The sequence below is a fragment of the Nitrospirota bacterium genome (genome assembly GCA_035516965.1).
Lineage (GTDB): Bacteria > Nitrospirota > UBA9217 > UBA9217 > UBA9217 > MHEA01.
In genome coordinates, this window is the sequence record DATIZR010000043.1 from 63317 (window position 1) to 88271 (window position 24955).

23 protein-coding genes are annotated in these 24955 nt (G+C 58.3%); 7 read left to right on the forward strand and 16 right to left on the reverse strand.

The window, feature by feature from the left end; all coding sequences use genetic code 11:
* Nucleotides 1–29: 29 nt before the first annotated feature.
* The 16 genes from VL197_06250 to VL197_06325 form a co-directional block, all read right to left on the reverse strand.
* On the reverse strand, nucleotides 30–395 hold the full coding sequence (locus tag VL197_06250; protein ID HUJ17576.1) for a 4-amino-4-deoxy-L-arabinose transferase: 366 nt from the start codon (nucleotides 393–395) through the stop codon (nucleotides 30–32).
* Entirely contained in the window at nucleotides 395–2068 is a 1674-nt protein-coding gene (locus VL197_06255) for a glycosyltransferase family 39 protein (GenBank protein ID HUJ17577.1), read from the reverse strand. Before VL197_06255 ends, VL197_06250 begins: the two co-directional genes overlap by 1 nt.
* 204 nt (nucleotides 2069–2272) lie before the next feature.
* Entirely contained in the window at nucleotides 2273–2953 is a 681-nt protein-coding gene (gene phoU / locus VL197_06260) for a phosphate signaling complex protein PhoU (GenBank protein HUJ17578.1), read from the reverse strand.
* 126 nt (nucleotides 2954–3079) lie between these two features.
* Nucleotides 3080–3844, reverse strand: a complete 765-nt coding sequence (gene pstB, locus VL197_06265; protein ID HUJ17579.1) for a phosphate ABC transporter ATP-binding protein PstB — start codon at nucleotides 3842–3844, stop codon at nucleotides 3080–3082.
* The gene (gene pstA / locus VL197_06270) at nucleotides 3841–4683 is read right to left on the reverse strand and encodes a phosphate ABC transporter permease PstA (protein ID HUJ17580.1); all 843 of its coding nucleotides are present in this window, start codon (nucleotides 4681–4683) and stop codon (nucleotides 3841–3843) included. Before pstA ends, pstB begins: the two co-directional genes overlap by 4 nt.
* A 2-nt stretch (nucleotides 4684–4685) precedes the next feature.
* Entirely contained in the window at nucleotides 4686–5621 is a 936-nt protein-coding gene (gene pstC, locus VL197_06275; GenBank protein ID HUJ17581.1) for a phosphate ABC transporter permease subunit PstC, read from the reverse strand.
* Nucleotides 5622–5746: 125 nt separating this feature from the next.
* A complete protein-coding gene (gene pstS, locus VL197_06280; GenBank protein HUJ17582.1) occupies nucleotides 5747–6754 on the reverse strand; it encodes a phosphate ABC transporter substrate-binding protein PstS in 1008 nt (335 codons plus the stop codon).
* Nucleotides 6755–7000: 246 nt separating this feature from the next.
* A complete protein-coding gene (locus tag VL197_06285) occupies nucleotides 7001–8125 on the reverse strand; it encodes a response regulator (GenBank protein HUJ17583.1) in 1125 nt (374 codons plus the stop codon).
* A gap of 189 nt (nucleotides 8126–8314) precedes the next feature.
* Nucleotides 8315–9100: a HAMP domain-containing sensor histidine kinase gene (locus VL197_06290; protein HUJ17584.1), complete on the reverse strand. Its 786-nt coding sequence runs from the start codon at nucleotides 9098–9100 to the stop codon at nucleotides 8315–8317.
* A gap of 139 nt (nucleotides 9101–9239) precedes the next feature.
* Complete coding sequence (locus VL197_06295; protein HUJ17585.1) at nucleotides 9240–10352, reverse strand: lysylphosphatidylglycerol synthase transmembrane domain-containing protein; 1113 nt, start codon at nucleotides 10350–10352, stop codon at nucleotides 9240–9242.
* Nucleotides 10336–12189 (reverse strand): GNAT family N-acyltransferase, encoded by a 1854-nt coding sequence (locus VL197_06300; GenBank protein HUJ17586.1) that lies wholly within the window; start codon nucleotides 12187–12189, stop codon nucleotides 10336–10338. Before VL197_06300 ends, VL197_06295 begins: the two co-directional genes overlap by 17 nt.
* Nucleotides 12190–12385: 196 nt before the next feature.
* Nucleotides 12386–13597 carry a glycosyltransferase gene (locus tag VL197_06305; protein ID HUJ17587.1) on the reverse strand — a complete coding sequence of 404 codons (1212 nt, stop codon included), beginning with the start codon at nucleotides 13595–13597 and terminating at the stop codon, nucleotides 12386–12388.
* Nucleotides 13598–13883: 286 nt separating this feature from the next.
* Entirely contained in the window at nucleotides 13884–14576 is a 693-nt protein-coding gene (locus VL197_06310) for a PHP domain-containing protein (protein HUJ17588.1), read from the reverse strand.
* Nucleotides 14577–14658: 82 nt separating this feature from the next.
* On the reverse strand, nucleotides 14659–14937 hold the full coding sequence (locus VL197_06315; GenBank protein ID HUJ17589.1) for a hypothetical protein: 279 nt from the start codon (nucleotides 14935–14937) through the stop codon (nucleotides 14659–14661).
* Nucleotides 14938–15058: 121 nt separating this feature from the next.
* Complete coding sequence (locus VL197_06320; protein HUJ17590.1) at nucleotides 15059–16321, reverse strand: glycoside hydrolase family 1 protein; 1263 nt, start codon at nucleotides 16319–16321, stop codon at nucleotides 15059–15061.
* Between the two features lie 118 nt (nucleotides 16322–16439).
* Nucleotides 16440–16865: a phosphate-starvation-inducible PsiE family protein gene (locus tag VL197_06325; protein ID HUJ17591.1), complete on the reverse strand. Its 426-nt coding sequence runs from the start codon at nucleotides 16863–16865 to the stop codon at nucleotides 16440–16442.
* Nucleotides 16866–17438: 573 nt separating this feature from the next.
* Here VL197_06325 and VL197_06330 point away from each other — a divergent pair.
* The 7 genes from VL197_06330 (at nucleotide 17439) to VL197_06360 (ending at nucleotide 24882) form a co-directional block, all read left to right on the forward strand.
* The gene (locus VL197_06330; protein ID HUJ17592.1) at nucleotides 17439–17756 is read left to right on the forward strand and encodes a DUF5132 domain-containing protein; all 318 of its coding nucleotides are present in this window, start codon (nucleotides 17439–17441) and stop codon (nucleotides 17754–17756) included.
* A 2-nt stretch (nucleotides 17757–17758) separates the two neighbouring features.
* Nucleotides 17759–18244 (forward strand): hypothetical protein, encoded by a 486-nt coding sequence (locus VL197_06335; GenBank protein ID HUJ17593.1) that lies wholly within the window; start codon nucleotides 17759–17761, stop codon nucleotides 18242–18244.
* Nucleotides 18245–18403: 159 nt separating this feature from the next.
* Nucleotides 18404–19153: a hypothetical protein gene (locus VL197_06340; protein HUJ17594.1), complete on the forward strand. Its 750-nt coding sequence runs from the start codon at nucleotides 18404–18406 to the stop codon at nucleotides 19151–19153.
* A gap of 64 nt (nucleotides 19154–19217) precedes the next feature.
* Nucleotides 19218–22382 carry an HAD-IC family P-type ATPase gene (locus VL197_06345; GenBank protein ID HUJ17595.1) on the forward strand — a complete coding sequence of 1055 codons (3165 nt, stop codon included), beginning with the start codon at nucleotides 19218–19220 and terminating at the stop codon, nucleotides 22380–22382.
* Nucleotides 22383–22407: 25 nt separating this feature from the next.
* The gene (gene metK, locus VL197_06350) at nucleotides 22408–23607 is read left to right on the forward strand and encodes a methionine adenosyltransferase (GenBank protein HUJ17596.1); all 1200 of its coding nucleotides are present in this window, start codon (nucleotides 22408–22410) and stop codon (nucleotides 23605–23607) included.
* Between the two features lie 47 nt (nucleotides 23608–23654).
* Nucleotides 23655–24560 carry a cation diffusion facilitator family transporter gene (locus VL197_06355; GenBank protein HUJ17597.1) on the forward strand — a complete coding sequence of 302 codons (906 nt, stop codon included), beginning with the start codon at nucleotides 23655–23657 and terminating at the stop codon, nucleotides 24558–24560.
* A gap of 64 nt (nucleotides 24561–24624) precedes the next feature.
* Nucleotides 24625–24882, forward strand: coding sequence for a DUF3562 domain-containing protein (locus VL197_06360; GenBank protein HUJ17598.1), 258 nt, complete (start codon nucleotides 24625–24627; stop codon nucleotides 24880–24882).
* Nucleotides 24883–24955: the final 73 nt, after the last annotated feature.

Here is a 24955-nt window from a genome sequence, read left to right on the forward strand (position 1 = left end):
GCATGCCTGTCAGCTTGCTCTCCGGTACTTCAGCTTCTCGTCACGAAATACACGCCCACGCAGATGATCACGATCCCGGTGATCCGGGTGAGCGACAGGTTCTCCTGGAACAGGTAGTAGCCTGCCACGGCATTCACGATATACCCGACGCTCAGGAGGGGATAGGCAAAGCTCACTTCCACCCGCGAAAGCACCAGGAGCCAGACTGCGACGCTCACGACGTAGAGGAACAGCCCGGCGAGCACAAATAGATTGCCGGCGACCTGGAGCCCGATCGGCAGAACGTTCGACCAGACGAAGTCAAAATGCCCGATACGCCGCATGCCTTCCTTCAGGCAGAGTTGCGCCGCGGCATTCAGGAGTACCCCGAGCAGTATGATCGGCAGGTATTTCATCAGGGCTCCCTGTTGGTCAGCAGGACCGTATCTTCCGTTCCCGCGACAAGGTAGATCTTGTTCTTGCCGGGCGGCCTGAGGATATCGTACAGGCTCCGCTTCGTGAGCATATAGATCCTGGCAGGCTTCTGCCAGCGCTTCCAGAATTCGGCGCTGTGGATCATCCACCCGCTCGTATCCTCAATGCTCATGCCGAACTCGAGTTCGCCGGACCAGTCCACGACGGTGATCCTTCTCTCGAGATATACCGGCAGGTCCTGGTAGTAGGTAAGATACGAAACGACCTCGTCTCCGGGCTTGAGCCGCTGCTTCAGGACCTCGGCAAGGGGCTTGACGGAATGATCCTGAACGCGGCCGGCGGCGGCGTTCAGGGCGATCAGCAGCAATGCCGTGCCGATAGCCAGGGCAGGCAGGGACCAGCGGATGCCGCGCGTCCGGTCCAGGAGCCATGTGGAGACGGCGACGACCCCGAGGAGCGCGGCGACCAGCACCGGATAATTGCCGAGGGCAAGGACCTGGGGCATCGGTACGAAGAGCGGCAGTGCGATCAGGGCCGCGGCGAACAGGAGCATGGCAAGGGAAACGGCCGCGATCCCGGAATGGAATTCCGGCGCCTCGCGGGACGTCCAGGCGGTCGCAAGATAGCGGCCGATGAGCAGCGCGAGCGGTGGGAGGACCGGCAGGATGTAAGGGACCAGTTTGGAACTGGATGCGGAAAAGAAGAGAAAGACCAGTACCGCCCACAGGAGCAGGAAGAGGGCGTCGCCGTGCTCATGGCGGCCCCGCCAGGATTTCGGCAGGTTGAACCGGACGGCCTGGATCAGGAAGGCCGTCCAGGGAAACAGGCCGACGAGGAGCACCGGGATGAAGAACCAGGCGGGCTGGTACCGGCTGTGGATCTTCGTCAGGTAGCGAAGAAAGTGCTCGTGGATAAAATAGAAATTGAAGAACTCCGGGTTCGCCCTGTCTACGAGAATGTGCCACGGAGCCGCGACCGTCAGGAACAGGGCAATGCCGGTCGGAAGATACAGGTCGCGGAGCATGCGCCGCTGGCCCAGCAGGAGGATCCAGGAGCCGATGACCAAGACGGGGATAAGGATCCCGATGAGCCCCTTCGTGAGGACAGCCAGTGCGGCAAAGACATAGAACCCGTACAAAAGCAAACGGCGCAGCCATCCCGCAGGCTCCCGGCTTCCTACGAGAAATGACAGCAGCGCAAGCGTGAGCAGGGACGTCACCGGCATGTCGAGGATGATCGCCCGGCTGAGGGCATAGTAGAGCATGCTCGTGGAAAGCACTACCGCGGCGATGAGGCCCGTTCTGCGGTTGTACAGCCTTCTGCCCCCCGCGTAGACTGCGAGGCACCCTATGACGGCGAACAATGCCGGCCAGAGCCGGAGCGTGAATTCCCGGAGGCCGAAGAGCCGGATCGAGAGGCTCTCGAGCCAGTAGAACAGGACGGGCTTTTCGAAGTATTTGACGCCGTTCAGGCGCGGAGTGACATAGTCCCCGCTTGAAACCATTTCACGGGGGATCTCGACGTAGCGACCCTCGTCGGGCACGGCGAGGGGTCTGTTACCGAGCAGGATGCCGAACAGTGCGCTGAAGAGGACTGCGGCCAGGAGCAGGTCCTGAAACGCGTCCCGCTTGAAATGGGGGAGTGGGGAATTCATCTCGGGTATCGATTGCGAAACAACTGCCGGTCATGCGGGAAGCCCGGTCAAAGGCGCTCCGATGTTAGCCCATGCTTACAATCAGTGAGCGGATTCTACCTTGTGCACTCCTGTTTGTCAAACAATTTATGGGTTTGCGGGCGCGGGAGGCCATTCGGTACGAAGGAGGCCGGGGGCGGAACAGGCCGGGCGGCGGAGCGGGACTCAGGCCCCGCTCTTACGGGGGGCTTCACAAGCCATGTGGCGGATCACCTTGCCCTTGACCATGTAGACGACCATCTCGGCGATGTTCGTCGCATGGTCCCCGATCCGCTCCAGGTATTTCGTGATGTACGTAAGCCGCACTGCGCGCGAGATGTTCCTGGGGTCCTTCAGCATGAAGACGAGCAGCTCGTTGAATATCTGCTGGTTCAGGTTGTCCACGAAGTCGTCTGCAGCGCAGACCTGCATGGCAAGGTCCGCGTCCCGGGCCACGAAGGAATCGAGGCTGTCCTTCAGCATCTTCTGGGCCGCCTCGGCCATGCGGGGAATGTCGATGTAGGGCTTGAGGGGCGGCTCGTCGAGCAGTTCCATGGACCGCTCGCAGATGTCCACGGCCAGGTCGCCCATGCGCTCAAGGTCCGTGATGATCTTGATGGTCGTCGTGACGAACCGGAGATTGCTGCCCGTGGGCTGCCAGATGGCGAGGAAGCGGATGCACTCTTCTTCGATCTCGACGTCATAATTGTTCACGATGGCGTCGTTGTCGATGACCTGGATCGCGGTGTCGCGGTCCCGGTCCACCAGCGCCCTGATGGATTTGCGGATGGCTTCCTCGACGAACCCGCCCATTTTCAGCACTTGTTCCTTCAGTTTTTCAATGTCCTGTTCTTTTTGAGCAACCATGAAGATCTCCTTGTTCCCAACATTTCGGATATGCTTCAACGATCGATCGCCTCGTTCCCCCGGCAGGAAGAGTTCGATGATTTTGCGGCGCGATTTCGCGCTTGTTCTCCGGCGCCGGTCCCGCAGTTACCCGAACCTTCCCGTGATGTAGTCGTCGGTCTGCTTCTTGTCCGGCGTGGTGAATATCTTCTCCGTGGTGCCGTGCTCGATCAGCTCGCCCATGTACAGGAAGCCGGTCATGTCCGACACCCGGGCGGCCTGTTGCATGTTATGGGTCACGATGATGATCGTGACGTCTTTTTTCAGCTTGACGACCAGTTCCTCGATCTTTGCCGTGGAGATGGGGTCGAGCGCCGATGTCGGTTCGTCGAAAAGCAATACTTCCGGTTCTACGGCAAGGGCGCGCGCGATGACGAGGCGCTGCTGCTGGCCGCCCGAGAGGTCGAATGCATTCGCGTTCATCTTGTCCCTGACCTCTTCCCAGAGGGCCGCATGCTTGAGCGCCTGTTCGATGCGGCCGATAAGTTCAGATTTGTTCCGGACCCCTTTCAGCCTGAGGCCATAGGCTATGTTCTCGGCTATGGACATGGGGAAAGGGGTCGGCTTCTGGAAAACCATGCCGATGCGGCTCCTCAAGTTGATGAGATCCACGTCATTCGCGAGGATATTCCTGTCCTGGAAGATGATCTCGCCGCCATACCGGTGCCTTGGATAGAGATCGTGCATGCGGTTGAAGCAGCGGAGGAGCGTGGTTTTCCCGCAGCCTGAAGGCCCGATGAGCGCCGTGACATGGTATTTTTTGATCGGCAGGGAGATGCCTTTCAGGGCATGGACATCGCCGTTATAATAGAAGTTCAGGTCTTTGACCTCGATCTCGATCTTTTCCGTCAACGCTTATACCTCCACCAAATGGCCAGCCTGCCCATGATCGTAAGGGCGAGTATGAACAGGGTGATCACGAATGCCGCACCCCACGCCTGAGTATGCCAGCTTTTATAGGGTCCCATGGCGTACTGAAAGATCGTGACGGTCAATGATGCAATGGGCCGATTCATGTCCCAGGAAAAAAAGTTGTTGTTGAATGAGGTAAAGAGAAGCGGAGCGGTTTCTCCGGCGACACGGGCGATCGACAGCAGAACGCCGGTCAGGATCCCCGTGGCCGCACCCCGGTACACGACCTGGATGATGACCTTGTAGTAGGGGGCCCCCAGGGCAAACGCCGCTTCACGCAGCGTCCAGGGAACGAGCGACAGCATGTCCTCGGTGGTCCTTAGAACCACCGGGATCATGATGATCGAAAGCGCGAACGCCCCGGCCCAGCCGCTGAAATGATGAAAGGGCCGTATCAGGATCGCATAGACGAAGGCGCCCACGACAATGGACGGGACGCTGACCATGATATCGGCAAGGATACTGATGAACCGGGCGAATTTCCTTCCCCGGGCGTACTCGGCGAGGAACGTTCCGCCCAGGACGCCGACGGGGACCCCGATCAAGGTGGCGGCTCCGGTGATCATCAACTGCCCGACAAAGGCGTTCCTGAGGCCGCCTCCCTCGACGCCCGCGGGAGCGGGGTCGTTGAAGAACAGGCTGAGCTGCAGAGCTCCTATGCCGTGAATGATGACGTCGGCCAGGATATACACGAGCCAGAAAAGACCGATCGCGGCGGCGAGGCCGCTCATCGCGAGCGCGATGACGCTCTCGATCTTTCTTTTTCGTTCGATGTTCATGCTCACCGCGAATATTTCCTCTCGGCCTTCAAAAGAAAGAACTTGGATATTGCAAGGATGATGAAGCTCATGACGAACAGTACGAGCGCAAGGTAATAGAGAGAGGACAGATACATGTCGCTGTCCGCCTCCGTGAATTCGTTCGCAAGGCTTACGGTGATGGTTGATGCCGCGTCGAGGAGCGACGTGGCGATCTTGTGGTTGTTCCCGAGCACGAACGCTACGGCCATGGTCTCGCCCAATGCCCGTCCCAGGGAAAGTGCGGCCCCCCCGAACACGCCCAGCTTCGAGTAGGGGAGGACAACATTCTTGACCACTTCCCATCGTGTCGCACCGATGGCATAGGCCGATTCCTTGATCACAGCAGGGGTCAAATTGAAGGCATCGCGTGCAATGCTCGCCGTGAACGGAATGATCATGATGCCGAGAATGACGCTCGCCGTCAGGAGATCGATGCCGAGGGGATTCCCCTTGAACAGGAAGCCGAGAAAGGGGAGTTTTCCGACGGTGCTTTGCAGGGCCGGCTCCACATACTTCGACATGATGGGCGCGAGGGTGAAGAGCCCCCACATGCCGTAGATGATGCTCGGTATCGCGGCCAGCAGTTCTATGGCTATTCCGATGGGGCCTTTGAGGAAATTCGGCGCGATCTCGGTGATGAATATCGCGATACCGACGGCGGTAGGAATGGCGAAAAGCAGGGCAAGGGCGGTCGTGACGAAGGTGCCGTAAATCGTGGTCGCCGCCCCGAAAATCTGTGTTACCGGGTTCCACGTGGTCGAGGTCAGGAAATTCACCAGCCCGAACTTCCCGAGGGCCAGCGACGACTCCCTGACGAGTACCACAAGGATCCCGATGATGAAAATGATGATGGAAAAGGAGGCAACGGCAGTCAGGGAGGAGAACAACAGATCGACAACATTCTTTTTGGGGAAAATGGCCAAAGAACGGATCTTTCTCGTTTGCTGAGTATTCATCGTAAAAAAATGGACGGGTCAGGTATAGACAGTATATATACCTGACCCGTATATTTCAACTCTATTTTGTACTGTGAAGAGCAGTTTTACTTGATGCCGTTCGATTTCCAGTAGGCTTCAATTTTGCCCTTAAGCGAAGTGGGAAGGGGAACATAGATGAGTTCCTTTGCCTTGCCATCCCCATTCTTGAATGCCCAGTCATAAAACTTGACCACCTTCATGTTCGAGTCCTTTTTCTCCTTGGCAAGGAGGATGAACGTGGCGCCGGCGATGGGCCAGGATTTTTTGCCCGGGGCATCGTTCAGCCAGAGGTAGAAATCCTTCTTCGGGTCGAAGCTTGCCGTTGCGGCGGCGTCCTCAAAGCTTTCGAAGCTCGGCGCGACGAAGGTGCCTGCATGGTTCTTGAGCAGGGTATGGGTAAGATTGTTCTGTTTTGCATAGGCGAACTCGACATAGCCGATGGAGTTGGCCGTCTGCTGAACATAATTGGCCACGCCTTCGTTCCCCTTGCCGCCGATGCCTGCGGGCCAGCTCACGGACGTACCAGAGCCGACCTTTTCCTTCCAGGCCGGGCACACATCGCTCAGATAATCGGTGAAGATGGCGGTCGTCCCTGAACCGTCGGAACGGTGGACCACGGTGATCTCACTGCCCGGGAGGTTGACCGTCGGGTTCATCTTTTTGATGATCGCATCATTCCAGGTCCTGATCTCACCCAGATAGATCTTGCATAAGGCTTCTGAATCGAGTTTCAATTCTCCTGCTTTGATCCCGGTGATATTGACCACCGGCACGACACCGCCGATCACCGCGGGGAACTGGAGCAGATTGTCCTTGGCGAGCTCTTCAGGTTTGAGCGGCTTGTCGGACGCGCCGAAGTCGACGGTCCTTTCCGTGATCTGCTTGATGCCGCCGCCGGAACCGATGGACTGGTAGTTCAGCTTTGTTCCGGATACCTTGTTGTACTCGTTCGCCCATGCGGAATACACGGGATAGGGGAAGGTCGCCCCGGCTCCGTTCAACATCTCCTCTGCATGTGCTGCGGCCCCCATGGCCAGAACAACGGTTAATGCAAATGCTGCGATTCTTTTCATGGATATAGATCCTCCTTCTGATATGCCGTCTTTTTATTTTGTGTCATTTCGTGCATGGTTTATACCATGCAATTGTTACAATTCCGTTACAATACTATTAAATTTATCACTTATTTTGGTTGAGCGGTGATGAGAAAAAAGAATTTACCTCTCTTTTCTGATTCGATGTCTCCCCCTGGCAGGAAGTTTCGATGGGCCTCAGCATACTCTCTCTGTCCACGCCTCGATTTCTACAAGTGCCGCAGTTTATACTCCGGATTTGTGCGTGAGAAGAGCACTTCTATCCTTCTCCGCTGCCTGTTCCGTCTCTTGGCCGGCGATTTTCCGGAAGGATGCCGTGAACGTGCTGCCCACGCCCGGCTTGCTGACCGCCTTGATCGTTCCCCCCATGGCCGACAGCAGGAGCCTGACAATGTACAGCCCGAGGCCGGCACCTTTGACCCTTTCGCTGCGAGCGCCCCGAAAGTATTTATCGAAGATCCTCGGCAGCTCGGCAGGGGGAATACCGGCGCCCTCGTCGGTCACGGAAACGTCTATCCCGTTCTTCGTCTCTTCGCAGAAGACCCATACCCTGCCGCTCGTTCGGCTGAACTTTATGGCGTTGGAGACCAGGTTCATCAATACCTGCCGTGTAGCCGTGGCGTTCGCCATGACGAGGTGCGGCGCCGAGTCGATGCTCTCAAGTTCCACGCCGTTCTTCCCGGCGCCGTCCACGAACAGGTCGATCACTTCCCGTATCACCGCGTTAACGTCAAGGGGCTCCACGGGGAGGTCCGCCCCTTCCTGTTCCAGCCGCGCGAGAAGGTTCGCATCGGTGAGCAGACTGTCTGCATGCATCGCCGATGCCCGGATTGATCTGAGATACCGGTCGTGGTCCTGCTTCTGCAGGGCCAGGGAGGAAAACCCCCCGATAATGCTCACCGCGTTCTTCAGTTCGTGCACCAGGTAGCGCATCGAGGTTTCCTGTTCCTGGTGCCTTTGTAGCTGGTCGCTGATCGTCCGCTGCCGTTCCATATGCCTCTTGACCTTCATGAGGAGTTCCCGCACGGAGAAGGGCTTCGTGATGTAATCGTCGGCCCCCAGGCTCAAGCCCTTGATCCGGGCCTCTTCATCGGCGAGCGCGGTAAGCATGATGATGGGGATCGATCTCCCCTGCGGGCTTTCCCGCAGGAGACGGCAGACTTCCCAGCCGCTCAGCTCGGGCAGCATGATGTCGAGCAGGATCAGGCCGGGAGCATGGCGCTGCGCCGCATCGATGGCTTCTTTGCCGGTGCTTGCCCGGAGGGTCTCGTAGCCGGCCCGCTGCAGATTGTAGCCGAGAAGCTCGGCGGTATCGTTTTCGTCTTCGACGATGAGTATCCGTTCGTTCATGCGACATCGTCCTTCTGGCAATTGATGGTTACGGCCCGAACAGCAGGAGGTACTGAGCAGGCGAGGAGCGGGGGAACAACAGGCCGGCCCGGTCACCGTGATGTATCCCGGGGAGGGAGGAGGTGACCGGGCCGCGCCAGACGCACACGGAGTCGGTCAAGCCCCCGCCTTGCGTCTTTGAATAAGATATCAGCGGCCGTGATCGGGGGCCGGTTCTCCGCTGCCGATCGTTACAGGGACGGCAGGCCGTTCCCCGCAGGGGAGCGTCACTTCTATGATCGTCCCTTCTCCGATCCTGCTCGAGACGGTAAGGCTGCCTTCGAGTGCTGCGATAAGATATTTGACGATCATAAGCCCCATGCCCGGGGGGGCATCTGCAGGGATCTCGCCGGTGGGCCCTTCGCCCGGTTCCAGCAGGTTCGCGATCTGCCCGGGGTTCATTCCCTTTCCCGTGTCCGTAACGGTGATCCTCAGCCGGTCGTCATCCTTGTTCAGGATCAGGGCAATCCGTCCCCGGTCCGTGAACTTGACGGCATTGTTTGCAAGCTCGGTCATGATCCGTCGCACCTTCCCGGGGTCCGATACGAAGAAAACCGGACGGGGAGCCGGGACATCCATGACCCTGACCGGTTTCTGCCCGATGGCGGCCCGGGCCGTCTGCGCAACATCGTGGAGCAACGCCACGACGTCGAAGCGCTGCATCGTCATCTCCACCGGCTCCGCCTCCAGGCGGGACAGCTCGATGATGTTTGACAGCGACGACGAAAGCTCCGCCGCATCGGTCTGGAGGATGGCAAGCCGCTGCTGAAGGCTTTCCAACTCGTCCTTTTCATAGGCCACGCGCATCAGCTCCGCGACGCCGAGGATCTCGTACAGGCTGAGGCCTGCTCTGCGGGCCTCGGTCCTGACAAGCGAAGACCACAGCCATGAAGATTTCCCGGCCGATGATTGCGGGGCGCCTGCTGCATTATTCACTGCGTCTTCCGCGTGCGACGCGCTCAAACAGGAACTCCCCGGTATAGAGCGAATATTATTCATAGCCGTATTCATGGGTATTCTCCTCTCACGGTCATTTGTGTGAAACCCGCCCAACGCCGGTTTACGAAGGCAGGTGTCACTCCTCATTCAGGGCCAATTCGCCGGCTGCCTCTTGCTGCTCACCGGCCTTTTGCCCTGTTCTTGCCGGCCGCCACCAGAGCAGCACCGAGAGCGCGGCCGCGAGCAGGAGGTGGAGGTAGAAGGTGAAAAATCGCCAGCCCAGCGTTGCCAGTCCGATCGTTCCGTCCGGAAGAAACGGCTTGTACAGGAGCGAAAAAATGACCTCGGCCCCGCCCGATGCGCCCGGTGTCGGCACGAGGGTCATCAGTGCGAACACGAACACCTGGAGCACCATGAACAGGACCGGACGGACCGGGACCCCGATGCCGGCGAGCAGCAGGGAAATGATCGAATAGCGGCAGGTCCACTGGACAGCAGTGAGCACTATGGTCAGCAGAAGTACGGTTTTCCCCCTGCTCCCGACCAGCCGGAAGGTCATGAGAAAATTCCGGAGCGTGGTCAGGGTCTTCTCCCGGAGCTTGTCAAGACTCACAGGCCAGCGCAAGCCGATCCCGCGTCTTGTGAGAACCAGCGCCAATACGCCGACAGCAAGTACGCCTGCCCCCGCGGCAAGCAACCAGTGCCCAACCGCAAAAAAGTGCATGCCGCTGATCTGGGGCAGGTCCCAAGATGAAGAAGCCGTCAGCGCCAGCGGGACCATGACCAGAAAAAAAAGGGCGTCTTCCATGTTTTCGAGGGCCGGAAGCGACAAAGACGTCCCGGCGCTGTAGCCGCGGTTCATCAGCATGCCGATCTTGACCGCGCTGCCTCCGACCAGGGGAGGCGTTAGAGCGCCTCCCAGATCCGCCGTGACCGCAATCCGGAATGCCTCTCCATACTCGAGCGGTTGCTTGAGAAACCTGCTCCAGATGAACAGCCTGAGGGAGCAGGTGAACCAGGGAACGACGCTCAGCAGGGCGGCAAGGAGGAGATACCCGGGGGTGAAATGGACGATCGAAGCAACAACCCCCCGGTCTGTCGTGGCCAGGCAGTACAGGATATTGCCGATGATCCCGACAGGTACGAGAACGAGCAGCTTTCGAAACGGCCCGCTCAATCGTTCCAGAAGTGCGCTTCCCGGTGAATCCCGGCGCGACCCGTCGATCGAGCCGTCACGCGCAGTGCCCATGGTTCTCCGATCGCATTGCCCGATGGTAGGCGAGGAACTGCTGCGACCCTTCCTTGCCCAGGTATCGCTCCAGCATCTTCGGCTCTGTTTCGGCAAGATCCACCATGATCAGACCGTCGACGACGTTGCCGAAGGCGGGGTCCACATTGAACCCGATGATCCGTCCACCGAGCTTGAGATACTGCTTCAGCAGAATGGGGATGCCCTTCTGGTCGCTTTCGATCGAGGCGATCAGGCCGGAGATGTCCTCGATATCGTCCTTTGCGCATCGCATGGCAATCTCCATGTCCCAGTCCTTGAGCGGCCGGATCCTGACCGGCCTCCTGGCTTTGACCAGCTCCGCCATGTCGTTCCGGTACCGGTTCATTTTCAGGAAGCGCACGATCAACTGCCGCGACAGGGCCTGATATTCATCGGTGATGCTTACCGGACCGAACAGGGTCCGGTAATGGGGATTATCCACGATATACCTGCCGATCCCCTTCCAGAGCAGGAGGAGAGGCGCATAGGACCGCTGGTATTCGGGGCGGACAAAGGAGCGGCCCAGTTCCAGCGCCGGGCCAAGACGTTTCAGGAACTCCCCGTCGTATTGGAAAAGCGTGCTCGTGTAGATGCCCCGGACACCCTGCTGCTTTACGAGTTCGTCGGTGAGGCCGATGCGGTACGCGCCGACCACCTCGTTCTTCCCGCGGTTCCATATGAAGAGATGGAGATAGGTCTGATCGAAGCCATCCAGGTCCACGGCGTTACCGGTCCCTTCACCCACGGCGCGGAACGTGACCTCCCGGAGACGTCCGATCTCGAGCAGTACATGGGGTATCTGTTCCGCCCGGGCCTGGATCACCAGATGATCTCCGCTCTCTGCGAGCGTCTGGCTCGGGGCGAGGCGGCTGACCTCCCCCGCGAGAACCAGGGGAGGCTGCGGAGGAATGATCGGCCTGGTCATGATCGCAGCAGGGATCCTACGCCGGACGGGTCGGTTGCTGATGGCGTCCGCTTTCAAGGCCCGGTGCTCCAGGATGTAGGTGCGCATGCGGAGATATTCCATCATCTCCGCATCCTGCTCGATGCCTGCCAATTTCTGGAAGGGGATAAGGTCGCCGACGCGAACACGGATCTTCCTGCGGCCTTTGTTCAGGAGCTCGTTGGGCAGCATCGCGGTCCTGAGCAGGGGATGGACCATTCCCGCCATGTGGAAAGCCGGGCTGTTCGTCCCCAGAAAGAAGATCGGGAGGACCGGAGCTTCCGTCCTCCGGATGACGCGCGCGATCGTCGGGCTCCAGGCGGGATCGGTGATCGCTCCTTTCCGGAGGTCGAAGTGCGAGACCTCACCAGCGGGGAACACGACCAGCAAGCCGCCGTTTGCAACCCACTGCAGCGTTTCACGGATAGGCTTGAAGTTCTGGCGCACCGCGCCGTCCTGCTTGAAAGGGTTCACGCCGATAAGCAGCTCTCGCATCTCGGGAATGCAGGCGAGGAGAGAATTTGCCATGAACTTCACATCGCTTCGGATGGAACGGAGGAGGGATGCAAGGATGACGCCTTCGATCCCGCCATAGGGATGGTTCGCCACAACGATGGCCGGTCCCGACGCCGGAAGCTTTGCAAGATCTCTGTCATTGAGGTCATAGGCCACATCGAGCAGCTCCAGGACCTTGTCTGGAAAGGGCCGTTTGTCCCTCATCCGCGAAACTTCGGCATAGGCCTTGTTCAGCCGGGGGAACGCAAGAACATGTTCGATCGGTCCCTTTACCATCGAGAACAGCTTTTTCTGCAGCGGGTCCTTGATGTCGGGAGCAAGGGTGAAGATCCGGTCCGTTTCCATTTGTTCGAGCATGTCAGTTACTCCTTCATATTGTAAAGAGCAGCAGGGGTACCATGAAGACACGAAGGAAAACCAGATCTTTGACACTGAAAATAAATGATGGCCTGTGATTAAAACAGATGAATCATGAAATGATCAGTGTAAATCTGTGTCTAAAGATATTTTCTTTCTCCGTGGCTCAGTGTCAACGCGGTGGATATTGACTTTCTTACGCAAGACGCGCCCGAATATAGTCCGTCATGCGGTAGCCCCAGGACCAGACCCCGCTCTCGGGCATAGGCGACAGCCGCGAGTCGCTGCCGATACGATAGCGGTTTCCGCGCCAGACGACGGTCGCGCTCACGATCGGCACGAACCAGACCAGCCCGATGATGATGTCCTTGATGGGCACGAGCACGTACTGGAGCGAATTCGTTCCCGAAGCGGCAGGCACCTGCGTCCGGATGCTTCTCCCCATGAACGAATCAGCGAACATCTTGACGAGGCTGACGAGCGCCGCGAAGGAAAGCGTCATTCTCGATGGCCCGGTGAAGAGGATTGGCAGGGAAGCGACGAAGATCGGGTTTGCGAGGATCTCAGAGAAATACTTGAGGCCGCCGATCCTCCAGCGGAGCTTTCCCCAACGGGTATGCCGGTTCAGGAAGCGCTTGACGTCCCAGTATTCGTTGACGTTGTTGATCAGGTAGTTCGAAAGGGCGACCTTTTTGCCGGCCCTGCTCATTTCCCTGCCGATGATGAAATCCTCGGCCAGAATATCCTTGAACGCCGGGAACCCTCCCAGGGCCTCGAAGTCGCTCTTTTTCATCAGCATGGATTTCCCGATGACGCAGGACATGCCGAGGAACCGGTCGAGAAAGCTGACGCTCCCGATTATGAAGGAGTTCAGGTGCAGGTTCTCGAGAATCGCTCCGAACGTGCGGCCGCCGACGCCCCGGATGAGGCTGCTCACGAGCCCCACGTCGGCGTCCTTCGTGTGGCTTGCGATCTCGCGGAGATAGTCGGGCCCTACCAGCACGTTGCTGTCGCTGATCAGGATGTAGGGATGGCGGCTTTTGCGGTATGCGGGGATCAGGTTGTTGATCTTCGGGTTCAGCCCCACGTTGCAGCGTTCCACAACGATGGTGATGTCGCGGTCGGGATATTTTTCCTGGACCTTGCATGCCACCTTGTAAGCCGCATCGTTCCGGTCCTGCAGGGCGAAAAGGACCTCGTATTCAGGATAGTCCTGCGTGCAGAAGCTCGCGAGGTTGTCGAATAGATTGTCGTCGATGCCGCGGAGCGGCTTCAGGATCGATAGGGGCGGCTGCGGGCCTGTCGTTGTCCTGTCCTTCCTGATGAGCGTGTGTGCCGACCACGCCTGGAGCAGGGTAAGCACGATCCCGATGAGAGAGATTGCTGCGCAGATCAGAAACAGTGTCATGGCATACCTCCTGTCGTCGCGTACCGTATAGTCAAGAATTAACCACAGAGTACACAGAGAAATTATTAGATCTCAAAATGATTCAGGCTTTCTATAGCCTCGCCCTCTGTGCTCTCTTACTACGACGTTTAAATCCGTTTTCTGCATTTCAATTCTTCCTGTTTTCAAGGAAAAACTTTTTGAGTCAGTTGAGAACACAGAGCACTGCTCCGTGCTCTCTGTGGTTTCATGTTCAGTCTCATCTGTTTCATGAAACATTTGACAGTGCCTCGCGTCCTTTGTCCGGTCAGTTCCGAAAGAGCGTGATGGCCACGCCCCGGTTGTGCTTGATGCAGTTTTTCACCGATTCCACATCCTTCTCGCAGTTCAACATAGTCTTCCACGAGTACAGGTGGCGGGCCTTGTGAAAATCGCTGTTCGCGATGTAGGGATATTTTTTCAGGCTGATCACGTTGAACACGTCGTCCCGGTTCGCGATCTCCCAGGCGTCGATGTACTTGGCGTATTTGTCCCGGTTGTTCCAGAGGTACAGCGTGTCGGGGTTCATGGGGTCGGGAGTGTGGTGCGGATGGCATGCCACGACCAGCGAGTCCTGCCGCTTCGCCTCTTCAAAAATGTCTTCGCAACTCATGCAGGCGGGGATGAATTCCTTGATGTCCAGGAGGAGGAAATGGGCGGATTCTTCTTTTGAAAAATAGTTTTTGCTGATCTCAACGCCAGGGATCACGAGCATCCCGTATTTCTCCCACGCCCGCTTCGCCTCGTCCTTAACCGCGGCCAGGTAGTCGTCGAAGGTATCGCCGCGCACCGAAAGGTTGAACCTGCGGGTGACCTTGCCGATTGCGTTGTCGCCGTTTACGACGTGGTCTGTGATGGCGATGACGTCGAAGCCCGCCTGGCCGAAAAGGTCGACGGTCTTTCCCAGCTCTAGGGAACCGTCGGAAAAAGACGTGTGGATATGAAAATCACACAGCATCATTGAGTTCTATCATACTTTTCTACCATTACGGGAATGTTACGGAATTATGAATATTCTGTTACAGGTTCCGCTTATCCGGCGGTCATGCCGCAGCGCCAGCAGGCTGGTCCACGAGGACAAGGTCCTGTCCGTCGAGGGGCCGCTTGCATTCCAGCACCAGCGAGGTGACCAGCGCATCGACGTGATCGGGGATCACGCATTTTTCAGAGCGATGGGAAAATACGGATTTGAGCACGCGCTGCTCGAACGATTCGCCCCCCTCGATCATGTCATGGTCTACGACGATGATGTCCGCCGGCTCGCTGACATAGACGTCGGCGACTACGCCGCTTTCTATCTTTATGACAATGGTATTGTTCATACGATACCTCCTCCGTGATACGGATGCAGGATGCACTGCCATCGGACGCAGCTTGAGCTTTGTACTGCGTGATCATACCCTTCGATTGTTACGCGGGGATTACCGGAGCATGAAGTTTCCATTACATCGATGAACGGCTTTGGATGAGGTATGCATAATAGGTCGCGGCATAGGTGGGGGTGCGCTGGAGAGTCTCGAAGTCTACCTTGTAGAGCCCGAAACGGGCGTCGAGGCCCTGCAGCCATTCATAATTGTCGATCAGGGTCCAGTAGAAGTACCCCTTGACGTTCAGCCCGTCCCGGAGGCAGCGCTCGACGACGTCCACGTGCTTCTTCATGTACTTGACCTTTTCTTCGGTGTCGTGCGTGGCAATGCCGTTCTCCGTGACGTAGAGCGGGAGGTTCAGGCGGGACGCATAGCGCAGGACCTTTTCGAGCCCGCGCGGATGGATCTCCCAGCCCAGCTTGGTGAGCCCGTTACCGTCAATGTCCATGTGACGGAGCTCGACGCCCATCTTCTTGAAGGGGTTGAAACGCAAATGGATCCTCGTGTAGTAATTGACGCCGAAAAAGTCGAGCTTGCCCCGGATGGGGATCTCGATCTCCACGGGACGGTAGAAGGGGAACTTGATGACGAAGACGCCTGTCTGGAAGGCATTGATGATGGAGTGGTTGTAGAAGAAATTGGCCGATTTTTTGAGCAGCCGGTCGAGCGGGTTCCAACGCTTCCAGGGCGCGAACACCGACATATTGTGCGCGATGCTCACCTGCGCATCGGGAACGTAGCGATGAATGATGTCATAGGCCTTTCCATGGGACGTGAAGATGTTCTTCAGGGCGAGGAGCGAACGGGGCACGTCCCGCATGCCGGGAGGCGTGCAGCCCTCCAGGTAGCCGCCGAGCAGGATCACGTAGGGCTCATTGAACGTGATCCAGTACCGGACCCCCTTTAGGGCCGAGGCCATCGCTTCGGTATAGCGGAGGAACTTTTCGATCGACAGGGACCGGTGCCAGGGCGTCCGCTCCATGAACCATTTCGGGTGCGTGAAATGATGGAGGGTGACCATGGGTTCGATGTTGTAGCTTCGGATGATGTCGATGATCTCCTGGTAGTGCCCGATGGCCTCTTCGTTCCACGTGTCGGGGCGGGGCTGGATCCTGCTCCATTCCAGGGAGAACCGGTATGCATTGACCCCCAGCTCCTTCAGAAGCTCCAGGTCCTGCCGGAACAGACGGTAATGGTCGGTGATGTCCGGCTTGGTCACCAGCACCGGGTCCCACGTCGTCCAGTCCGCGTCGGGCGCGCCTTCGAGCTGGAATGCCGAGGTGGCGACGCCCCATTGAAAATCCGGGGGAAAGATCTTTTTTTTCTGATTTTCCTGCATGGGGTCTTTGTCTTCCTTTTCCTACTTCCAGTGGAGCACCATAAGGAGAAGTCCCGCGACGGAAATGAAGCAAAGAAGTATCTCCTCGATTTTATTTGTCTTATTCTTGTTCATGCCGTTATCCATGAGGGGTTCCTTCCGTTTCCTGATATTTTTCCGGCGAGAAGACGACAGCCAGGGTCCTGATGACGCCGATCACGAGGATCAGGGCCGCGAGCGCGATGATCATGCCCCTTTCCAGACTGCGCTCGTAGAGCCCGATCATGATCTCGCGGAGCACGAATACGAGTGCCGCGTCGGTGATGAACGTTATCTTGAGCCGGTGCACGGCAAAGTACTCTATGATGCTGCGGAGCAGCTCGATGGCGATGAACATCGAAAGGATGTTGGTCACCATCAGGTCGAAGGCCGATGCAATGGTCCGGCTCCCGAACACGGCGCGCAGGTCAAGGATGACCCTCGCGAGCCCCATCATGAGGGCAATAATAACGATCGGGACCATGAACTTGATCATGACGTCGATGATCTTTGTGAAGTATTTCATACATCGCGGACAAGCTGAACGGACACCGTCGGAATCATTTGGCTGATTCCATCATGCCACTGTTTTATTACATGCATGTTACAAAATTAAATTTATATGGAGGGGGGAGATCGACAATCCGTTAAGTTAATACATTGATCATCGTACGTGCACAGGAGGGGGAGATCGCTTAAGCTATGAAAAAGGGGCTGTTGTGCCCTTTGGGATCGTGGACGGGTCTGGGGATGTTGAATGTGATGCTGTTGGAGGCTGAGATGCTTGCCTGGACATTTGACTTTTCGTCCGGTTATCCTTCTCGCAACGTTTGAGCTTTAACCGGCCTCGCAGGCGTAAAGGTCACATTCTAATGACTGAACCTGCTTTATAGGCTCAAGTATGGGTGGTCTATGAACCTGGTTGAAGAGATCATCTCGCCATTAACAATTCCATACTTTAGAAGCATCATATTTGTAATGATTTTGTATTAGTAGGAAAGTAATGAAAAAGCCGATGGACACAGAGTCATCAACGAACTACAATTCAATTGAGTAATTGAAAAAAATGGGTGTGTTGAATTGAAAGGAGAGAGAACTTATGGCTCTGTTGGAAGACGGATTGAAGGGAAATCTAGCTACCGGTCTTGCGATCGGCATCGGTGCCGCGATCCTGGCTCCCATCGTGGTCCCGCTCTTTGCGAACGTGGCGAAGCCCCTTGCAAAGGCCGCTATAAAAGGGGGGATTCAGCTCTTTGAACGGGGCAAGGAGACCTTCGCGGAGATCGCCGAGATCACCGAGGACATCGTTGCCGAGGCGAAGTCGGAGCTTGCCGAGTCCCAAGCCGCAGCAGTAGCGGGCGTGACCGGCGCGGCAGCAGCCATTCCGCCGCAGCCGGGCAGTGAGTCAGCGGGGTGACCATGCCTCCCGAAGCATTCATCGCCTACAGCTCGCCGGGGCGGTTCAGGGTCAGGATTCCCGCGCTCAAAGGGAATCCGGCTGCGCTCGGTGCCTGCGGTGAGAAGTGCGCAGCCTGTCCCGGGGTAGAAACGGTTGATACGAATGCGGCAACAGGAAGCCTGCTCTTTCTGCACCGGACAACAAGTGTCGCCATCCTGGATTTTGCCCGCTCAAAGGACCTATTCGTGGTGCGAGAGCCCGGTCGTGCCTTGAAACCGGATCCCGCGAATTTCCGAAGGGACGTGCGGGAGACATTCAAGAACGCTGATCAGCAGATCAGAAAGTTGACGGGCGGCGAGATGGACCTGAGCGGCGTCGCGATCGTGGCGCTGATCGGCGCCGGTTCGATCCAGATCCTCGAAGGAAGTGCCGGCGCGCTCCCGTGGTTCGCCGCCTTCTGGTATGCGTTCAATTTGGTTACGAAGACAAAAGAGACGGATCAATGAGCTTTGACAGCGGGTTTCTGCCTGACCTGTTTTTGAAACTCACCGGTTATACCCTTTTCCACAGACCATAGGTACGTACGTGTTGGAGATGCTGCTGAATCGGGTATGCTGATCAGCGCAAATGCGCGCCGGATTCCGGCCGCGGAGAGGAGCAATGTCATGACTGAACACAAACACGCTGCATTAAAAAAGGAGGCCGTGAAGCCGCGGCCGAAGACGAGGACAGGGGAAGCGCCGGATTCCGGAGCGGCGATTGGATCGACAACCATTCACCAGGAGGGAGGTATTGAAATGGCAAGCGAAGAAACCACAGGGAGCGGGACCACGGGCGCTTGGTCGGAAAGCGTCGGAACGGCCGGGACGACCGTGAAAGAAGGCGTTGTCAGCAGCCTTAAGGGCATCAACGAGATCGAAGCGGAGATCGTGAGCCTCGTGCGCAACACCGTGTCGAATACGCTGCGCGCGACGGGTTCGGTGGCGGGAGAAGCGGTGACAGTGACCAGGGATGTGGTCAAGGGCGCCATCCAGGCGACTGAGGAAGTAGGCACGGGGCTGATCCTGAGCACCAAGAGCGTTGCCAAGGGGGTGATCATGGGCGTGAGCGACGTGGGCGGCGATGTTATTTCCGTCGCGGGCCAGACCGTGAAGGGAGCTGTCAAGGGAGCGGCGGATGTGGGAGCCGATGTGGCCATGGTGGCCCGCCGGGCCGTGGACGGCGTGATCGAGGCAACGAAGGAAATCGGCGGCAACGCCGAAGAAGTCGCGAAGGTCGCGGTCACCGGAGCCATTGATGCGGCTGCAACCATCGGGAACACGGCGGTCAAGGCGGTCAAGGACATGCTGGTCGGCGTGGTGGAGGGCGTCAAGGAAGTTGCGAATACAGCCCTGCCGAAGGTCAAGTCAGCCTGAGCACGGTCGTTCCTGAACAAGCATTCGCAGCCCGTATCGTAATTGACGAGGGGGATTGGATCACGTGGTCGAAGCAATTCATAACGCGGTCAAGGGGAGAATTCGTCTCAAAGTGGCGGGGCTGTACCGGTCGGAGCCGCTGAAGCAGCAGCTCGAGCAGCGTCTCGTGCAGCAGGCATGGATCCTGAGCGTTTCCGCAAGTACGCTTACCGGCAATGTCCTTGTTCTGTACGAGTCCGGGTCCGGGAATGGCTTCCACGTTCCGGAGATCGCGGCGCTGGTACAGGTGATCGTCGCTGAGACTGAATCCGTACGCAGTGGCGGTGGCCCGACGGCAGGAAGCGAACCGAGGGGCGCTGTCGGTGCTCCCCGTGTTCGTCCGCAGCGGCATACGGTTGCGAGCGGTGTTCCGGCTTCGCGTCCGGATCCCGCCCGGGAAGTGCCGAGCAGGCGAGAGGTGCGGCAGCAGGTGGTCAATGCCGAGGACCAGCCCGACGAGCCGTGGCACTGCAAACGGCGCGAGGACGTCCTGGGCTACTGGGACACGCACGCCTCCAGGGGCTTGTCCCATGAATCGGTAAAGCAGCGCTTCAGGCAGTACGGCCCCAACATACTTCCTGAAGCGGTCCCCCGCTCCGGGTGGAGCATCTTCTTCGACCAGTTCAAGTCGCTTCCCGTGGCCCTTCTCGGCGTTGCAGCCGGCATCTCGGTGGCCACCGGCGGGTTCGCTGACGCCGTCGTGATCGGCGGCGTTGTCGTCATCAACGCCTCGATCGGGTATTATACCGAGAGCCAGACCGAGAAGATCATCCACGGGCTGAAAAGCCTTGTGCAGCCGACCGCAACGGTGATCCGCGAAGGCGCCGCGGTCACGGTCGACGCGCGGGAGATCGTGCCCGGCGATCTACTCGTGCTGAGGCCGGGAAGCTACATCTCCGCCGACGCGCGGCTCATCGAGGCGAAGCACCTCAGCATCGACGAGTCGGTCCTGACGGGAGAGAGCATGCCGGTTATCAAGAAAACGGACGTGCTCCAGGAGCTTGATCTCCCCCTCGGAGACCGCGTCAACATGGTCTACATGGGGACGCTCGTCACGGGAGGGCAGGGGCTGGCAGTCGCGGTCGCGACCGGAGGGTTCACCGAGGTCGGAAGGATCCAAACCATGGTCGGAGACGCGCGGCCGCCCGACACGCCTTTGGAACGGCAGATGGACCACCTGGGGGTCCAGCTCGTGTACATCACCTGCATCGTCTGCGGCATCGTGTTCATCGTTGGAATCCTGCGAGGCTACGGTTTTCTCCAGATGCTCAAGACCTCCATCGCCCTTGCCGTGGCCGCCGTGCCCGAGGGGCTTCCGACCGTTACGACGACGACCCTCGCGCTGGGCATCAAGCGTATGAGAGGCATGAACGTGCTCATCCGTCACCTTGACGCCGTCGAGACGCTCGGTTCGGTCGAGACCATCTGTCTTGACAAGACCGGCACCATCACCATGAACAGGATGTCGGTGGTCCGGATCCATACCGGCATGCGCCGGCTCGATGTTGTTGAGGGCAGGATCAGTTTGGACGGGAAAAGCATCAATCCCTATACGAACGAGGATCTCCTCCGTCTGCTCCATCTGTCGGTGCTCTGTAATGAGTCGATGGTGTCGGGACAGGAAGGGGATTACATCGTCGACGGGTCTTCGACGGAGAACGCACTGGTGAACATTGCGCTCAGCTCCGGCGTCGATGTCAACTCGCTTCGGGCCCAGCACCCCATCGCGAAGCTGAACCACCGTTCGGAAGACCGGCACTACATGAGCACCGTACACCGTTCGAATGAACAACAGCGGCTTATGGCTCTCAAGGGCAGTCCCACCGACGTGCTGTCACTCTGCAAATGGTACATCAAGGACGGCCGCCAGCTGGAACTGGACGACAACGCCCGTACGGTCTTCGAAGCGGATAATGAACGGATGGCCGGCGAAGCGCTCCGCGTGCTCGCTGTTGCGTACGCCGTCACCAATGGAGACACCCTTCGCAGCGATGAGATCATCCAACAGGGGCTTATCTGGGTCGGCCTCGTCGGCATGGCGGATGTGGTCAGGAGCGGCGTCAAGAATCTCATCGGCGAGTTCCACCGTGCCGGGATCGATACGGTCATGATCACCGGGGACCAGAGCCCCACGGCCTATGCGATCGGCAAGGAGCTCAATCTGAGCAAGGACGAGGAACTCGAGATCCTGGACTCGACCAACCTTAACCAGCTTGAGCCCGAGGTCATGAAGGCACTTGCCGGGCGCGTCCATGTCTTCGCCCGTGTGAGCCCGGCCAACAAGCTCCAGATCGTCCAGGCGCTCCAGTCGGCAGGAAAGGTCATTGGCATGACCGGCGACGGCATCAACGACGGACCGGCGCTCAAGGCTGCCGATATCGGGATTGCCATGGGACACACGGGGACCGACGTGGCGCGGGAGGTGGCCGACGTCGTGCTGGAGGACGACAACCTGGAGACCATGGTCGTGGCCATAAGCCAGGGTCGGACGATCTACAACAATCTGCGAAAATCGGTCCGGTACATGCTCTCGAAGAACACGAGCGAGATCATGATCATGTTCACCTCGCTTGCTGCCGGCATGGGACAGCCTTTCAACGTCATGCAGCTTCTCTGGATCAACATGATCTCGGACATCTTCCCCGGCATTGCCCTTGCCCAGGAACCGCCGGAGCCGGATGTGCTCCTGCGGCCTCCGCGGAGTCCCGAAGAACAGCTCATCAATCCGTCGGACTATAAGAGGCTCCTCTTCGAGGCCTCCACCATCTCAGCAGGGACGCTGGCTGCGTACGGCTACGGTGTCCTGCGCTACGGGCAGGGGCCCCAGGCCAGCTCGATGGCCTTCACGAACTTTGTCACAGCAGGGCTCCTGCACGCCATCAGCCACCGTTCCGAGACCCACAGCATCTTTGACGCCAACCGGCTCGAACCGAACAACTATCTTACCGTCGCCCTGGTCGGCTCGCTCGGGGTGCAATCGCTCACCCTGTTCGTCCCGGGCCTCCGGAGCTTCCTGGGTATGGGCCCGCTGAATCCCTTTGACCTGGCAATTTCGATCGGGACCGCTGTCGCGCCTCTGCTCATCAACGAAGCGACAAAAAAGATAGCTGCTCCGCCTTTGGTGCTGAACGGCAGTACAACGGTCCCGGTTCCGGTATTGAACGGGAATCAAATTGTCGCGGCTACCTGAGCTGGCATCGTGCGGAGAGGGTCAAATGAAAAAAGACTTCATGTTCACCTCGGAATCGGTGACCGAAGGCCATCCTGACAAGCTGTGCGACCTCATCAGTGATGCCATCGTTGACCACGTGCTTCAGCAGGACCCTTACGCCCAGATCATCTCTGAATGCGCCGTTGCAACAGCCATCATATTCATTGCAGCCCGGTTTGCTACGCCGGTCCGTGTCGATTTCGGACAAGTCGCCCGCCAGATGATCGGCCAGATCGGCTACGACCAGAAGGCGTTCAACGCAAAGACCTGCAGCATCATCACGAGCCTGCGGGAGATTTCCAGCGCCGACCGGCGAAACATCGATGAGCAGTCGCTCTCCGAGGATGAGATCGATCTCATCACCGCGAGGAACCAGGTGACGGTGTTCGGGTTCGCCTGCAACCAGACATCGGCGTTCATGCCGCTTCCGATCTGGCTCGCGCACAAGCTCGCCCGGAAACTGACGTCCGTAAGGCTCCAGAAAACCCTGAGCGACCTGGCGCCTGACGGCAAGACCCAGGTCGGCGTGGAATATTGCGGCGGCAAACCGTGCCGTATCCACAGCATCACGGTCATCGCAAGCCAGAACAAGCCGCCTGAAAAAGGCGGGCCGGACGCCAGGCAATTGTACGACGACGTCATGGAGTCGATCATTCGGCCGGTGTTCCAGGACGAGGAGATCAGGCCCGATGACCGCACCAGGATCTTCGTCAACCCCGATGGTCCCTTCATCCATGGGGGCCCCTCGATCCACTCGGGGCTCACGGGCAGGAAGAATGCCATCGATACCTACGGGGAGTATTCCCGCCACAGCGGCGCCGCGCTCTGCGGCAAGGACCCCTCGAGGATCGACCGCGTCGGCGCCTATGTTGCCCGCTACGCCGCGAAGAACGTCGTTGCGGCCGGACTCGCCGCCTCCTGCGAGGTGCAGCTCAGCTATACCATCGGCATCGCGCGGCCCGTGAGCGTCCAGGTGGAGACCTTCGGAACGGGGACCATCCCCGACCTCAAGATATCGGAGCTGCTGGAGCGGCATTTTGATTTCCGGCCGGCCGGCATCATCCGCCAGTTCAATCTGCGGCGGCTGCCCTCGCAGATCAAGGGAGGGTTTTACCGCAGGCTCGCCGCCTATGGTCATGTGGGGCGCATGGACATCGGTCTGCCGTGGGAGATGACGGACAAGGCGGCACTTCTTAAAGGCTGATGGCAGAACGCGGTGTGAAATTGCCGGTGAGCGGGGGTATCTGAACAATGGCTGAAGTCAGGACATCAGATCAAGGACAGACGCTCGTACTGGCAGTGACGGTTGCCTACTTCTTCGTGGAGTTGATCGGCGGGCTCTATTATCACAGCATCGCCCTGGTCACTGACGCGTCGTTCATGGCGGTCAATATATCGGGCCAGATCATCGCGCTCTGGGTCACGAGGCTGAGCCGCAGGATGCCTGACAAGCACAACACCTTCGGGTATGAACGCGCCAAGGTGGTTTCCGGGCTGTTCAACGGCATGCTCGTCGGATTCATCCTGTTCTACGTGTTCGTAGAGGCCTTCCAGAAGATACTGCACCCCCAGCCGATCGAGGCCGATAAGGTCCTGATCATCGCCGTCCTGGGCCTCGTTGCGAACGCCTTCGGCCTGGTGCGGCTCTGGAAATATTCGAAGGACGTGAACATCAAGGGGGCGCTCCTCCTCATCCTGAACGACACGCTCGGCTCGGTCGGCGTCATCGGCTCCGCCCTTATCATCCGTGCAACGAGCCTGTGGATCGTCGATCCCCTTGCGGGCGTTCTGATCGGCTGCCTCGCCGCGTATCCGACCTATTTCCTGATCAAGGACAGCATACACATCCTCATGGAAGGGAGCCCGGCCGGCATTGACATCGATGACGTGGAGGCCTTCCTGCGCCTGCGGTTTCCCGGGATTCGGATAGTGAAGGAGATGCATGTCTGGGGGCTCACACCGGAGAGAATCATCCTGGTGGCGCGGATCAGGATGGACGGGACGCTCAACCATTACCGCGAGACGATGAAGGCCATGAAGCGTGAATTAAAGTCCAGATTCGGATTTGCAGACGTGTACCTGGAGGGGTATGAAGAGAAGCAGTCTGACGGAGCAGAGGCGTCGTCTGCGACACATGCAGCGCTTTTTAACGGGTGACAGCAAAACCCGGGATGATGGCGGGTCGGCGTAAAACGCGAAACATCGGGAAGGGAGACAGGCGATGAACGAAAAAGTATTTTTTGAACGGGTGTCTGAACGCCATCATGAGGTCGCTGTCGATAACATTGCAAAGAACCTCCGTGTTTCCCGGGAAGGCGTCAGCACGCTGTACACCATGGTCCTGCGGCACTATAGCAAAACCGCCAGGATCAAGTATTTTCTCTCGGCGCTGGTCACGAAACGGGTGAAAGAAGTGCTGCGGGATGAAAGACTGCCATCGGACATTGATGGTAGAAGGGGCCATAGCAGGGATCTCTGATCGTTCAGGAGAATAAAATCACGGCATTCTTTTTTGGAAAAAAGAAGGGATGGTGTGAAATCGGCGTTGCGCC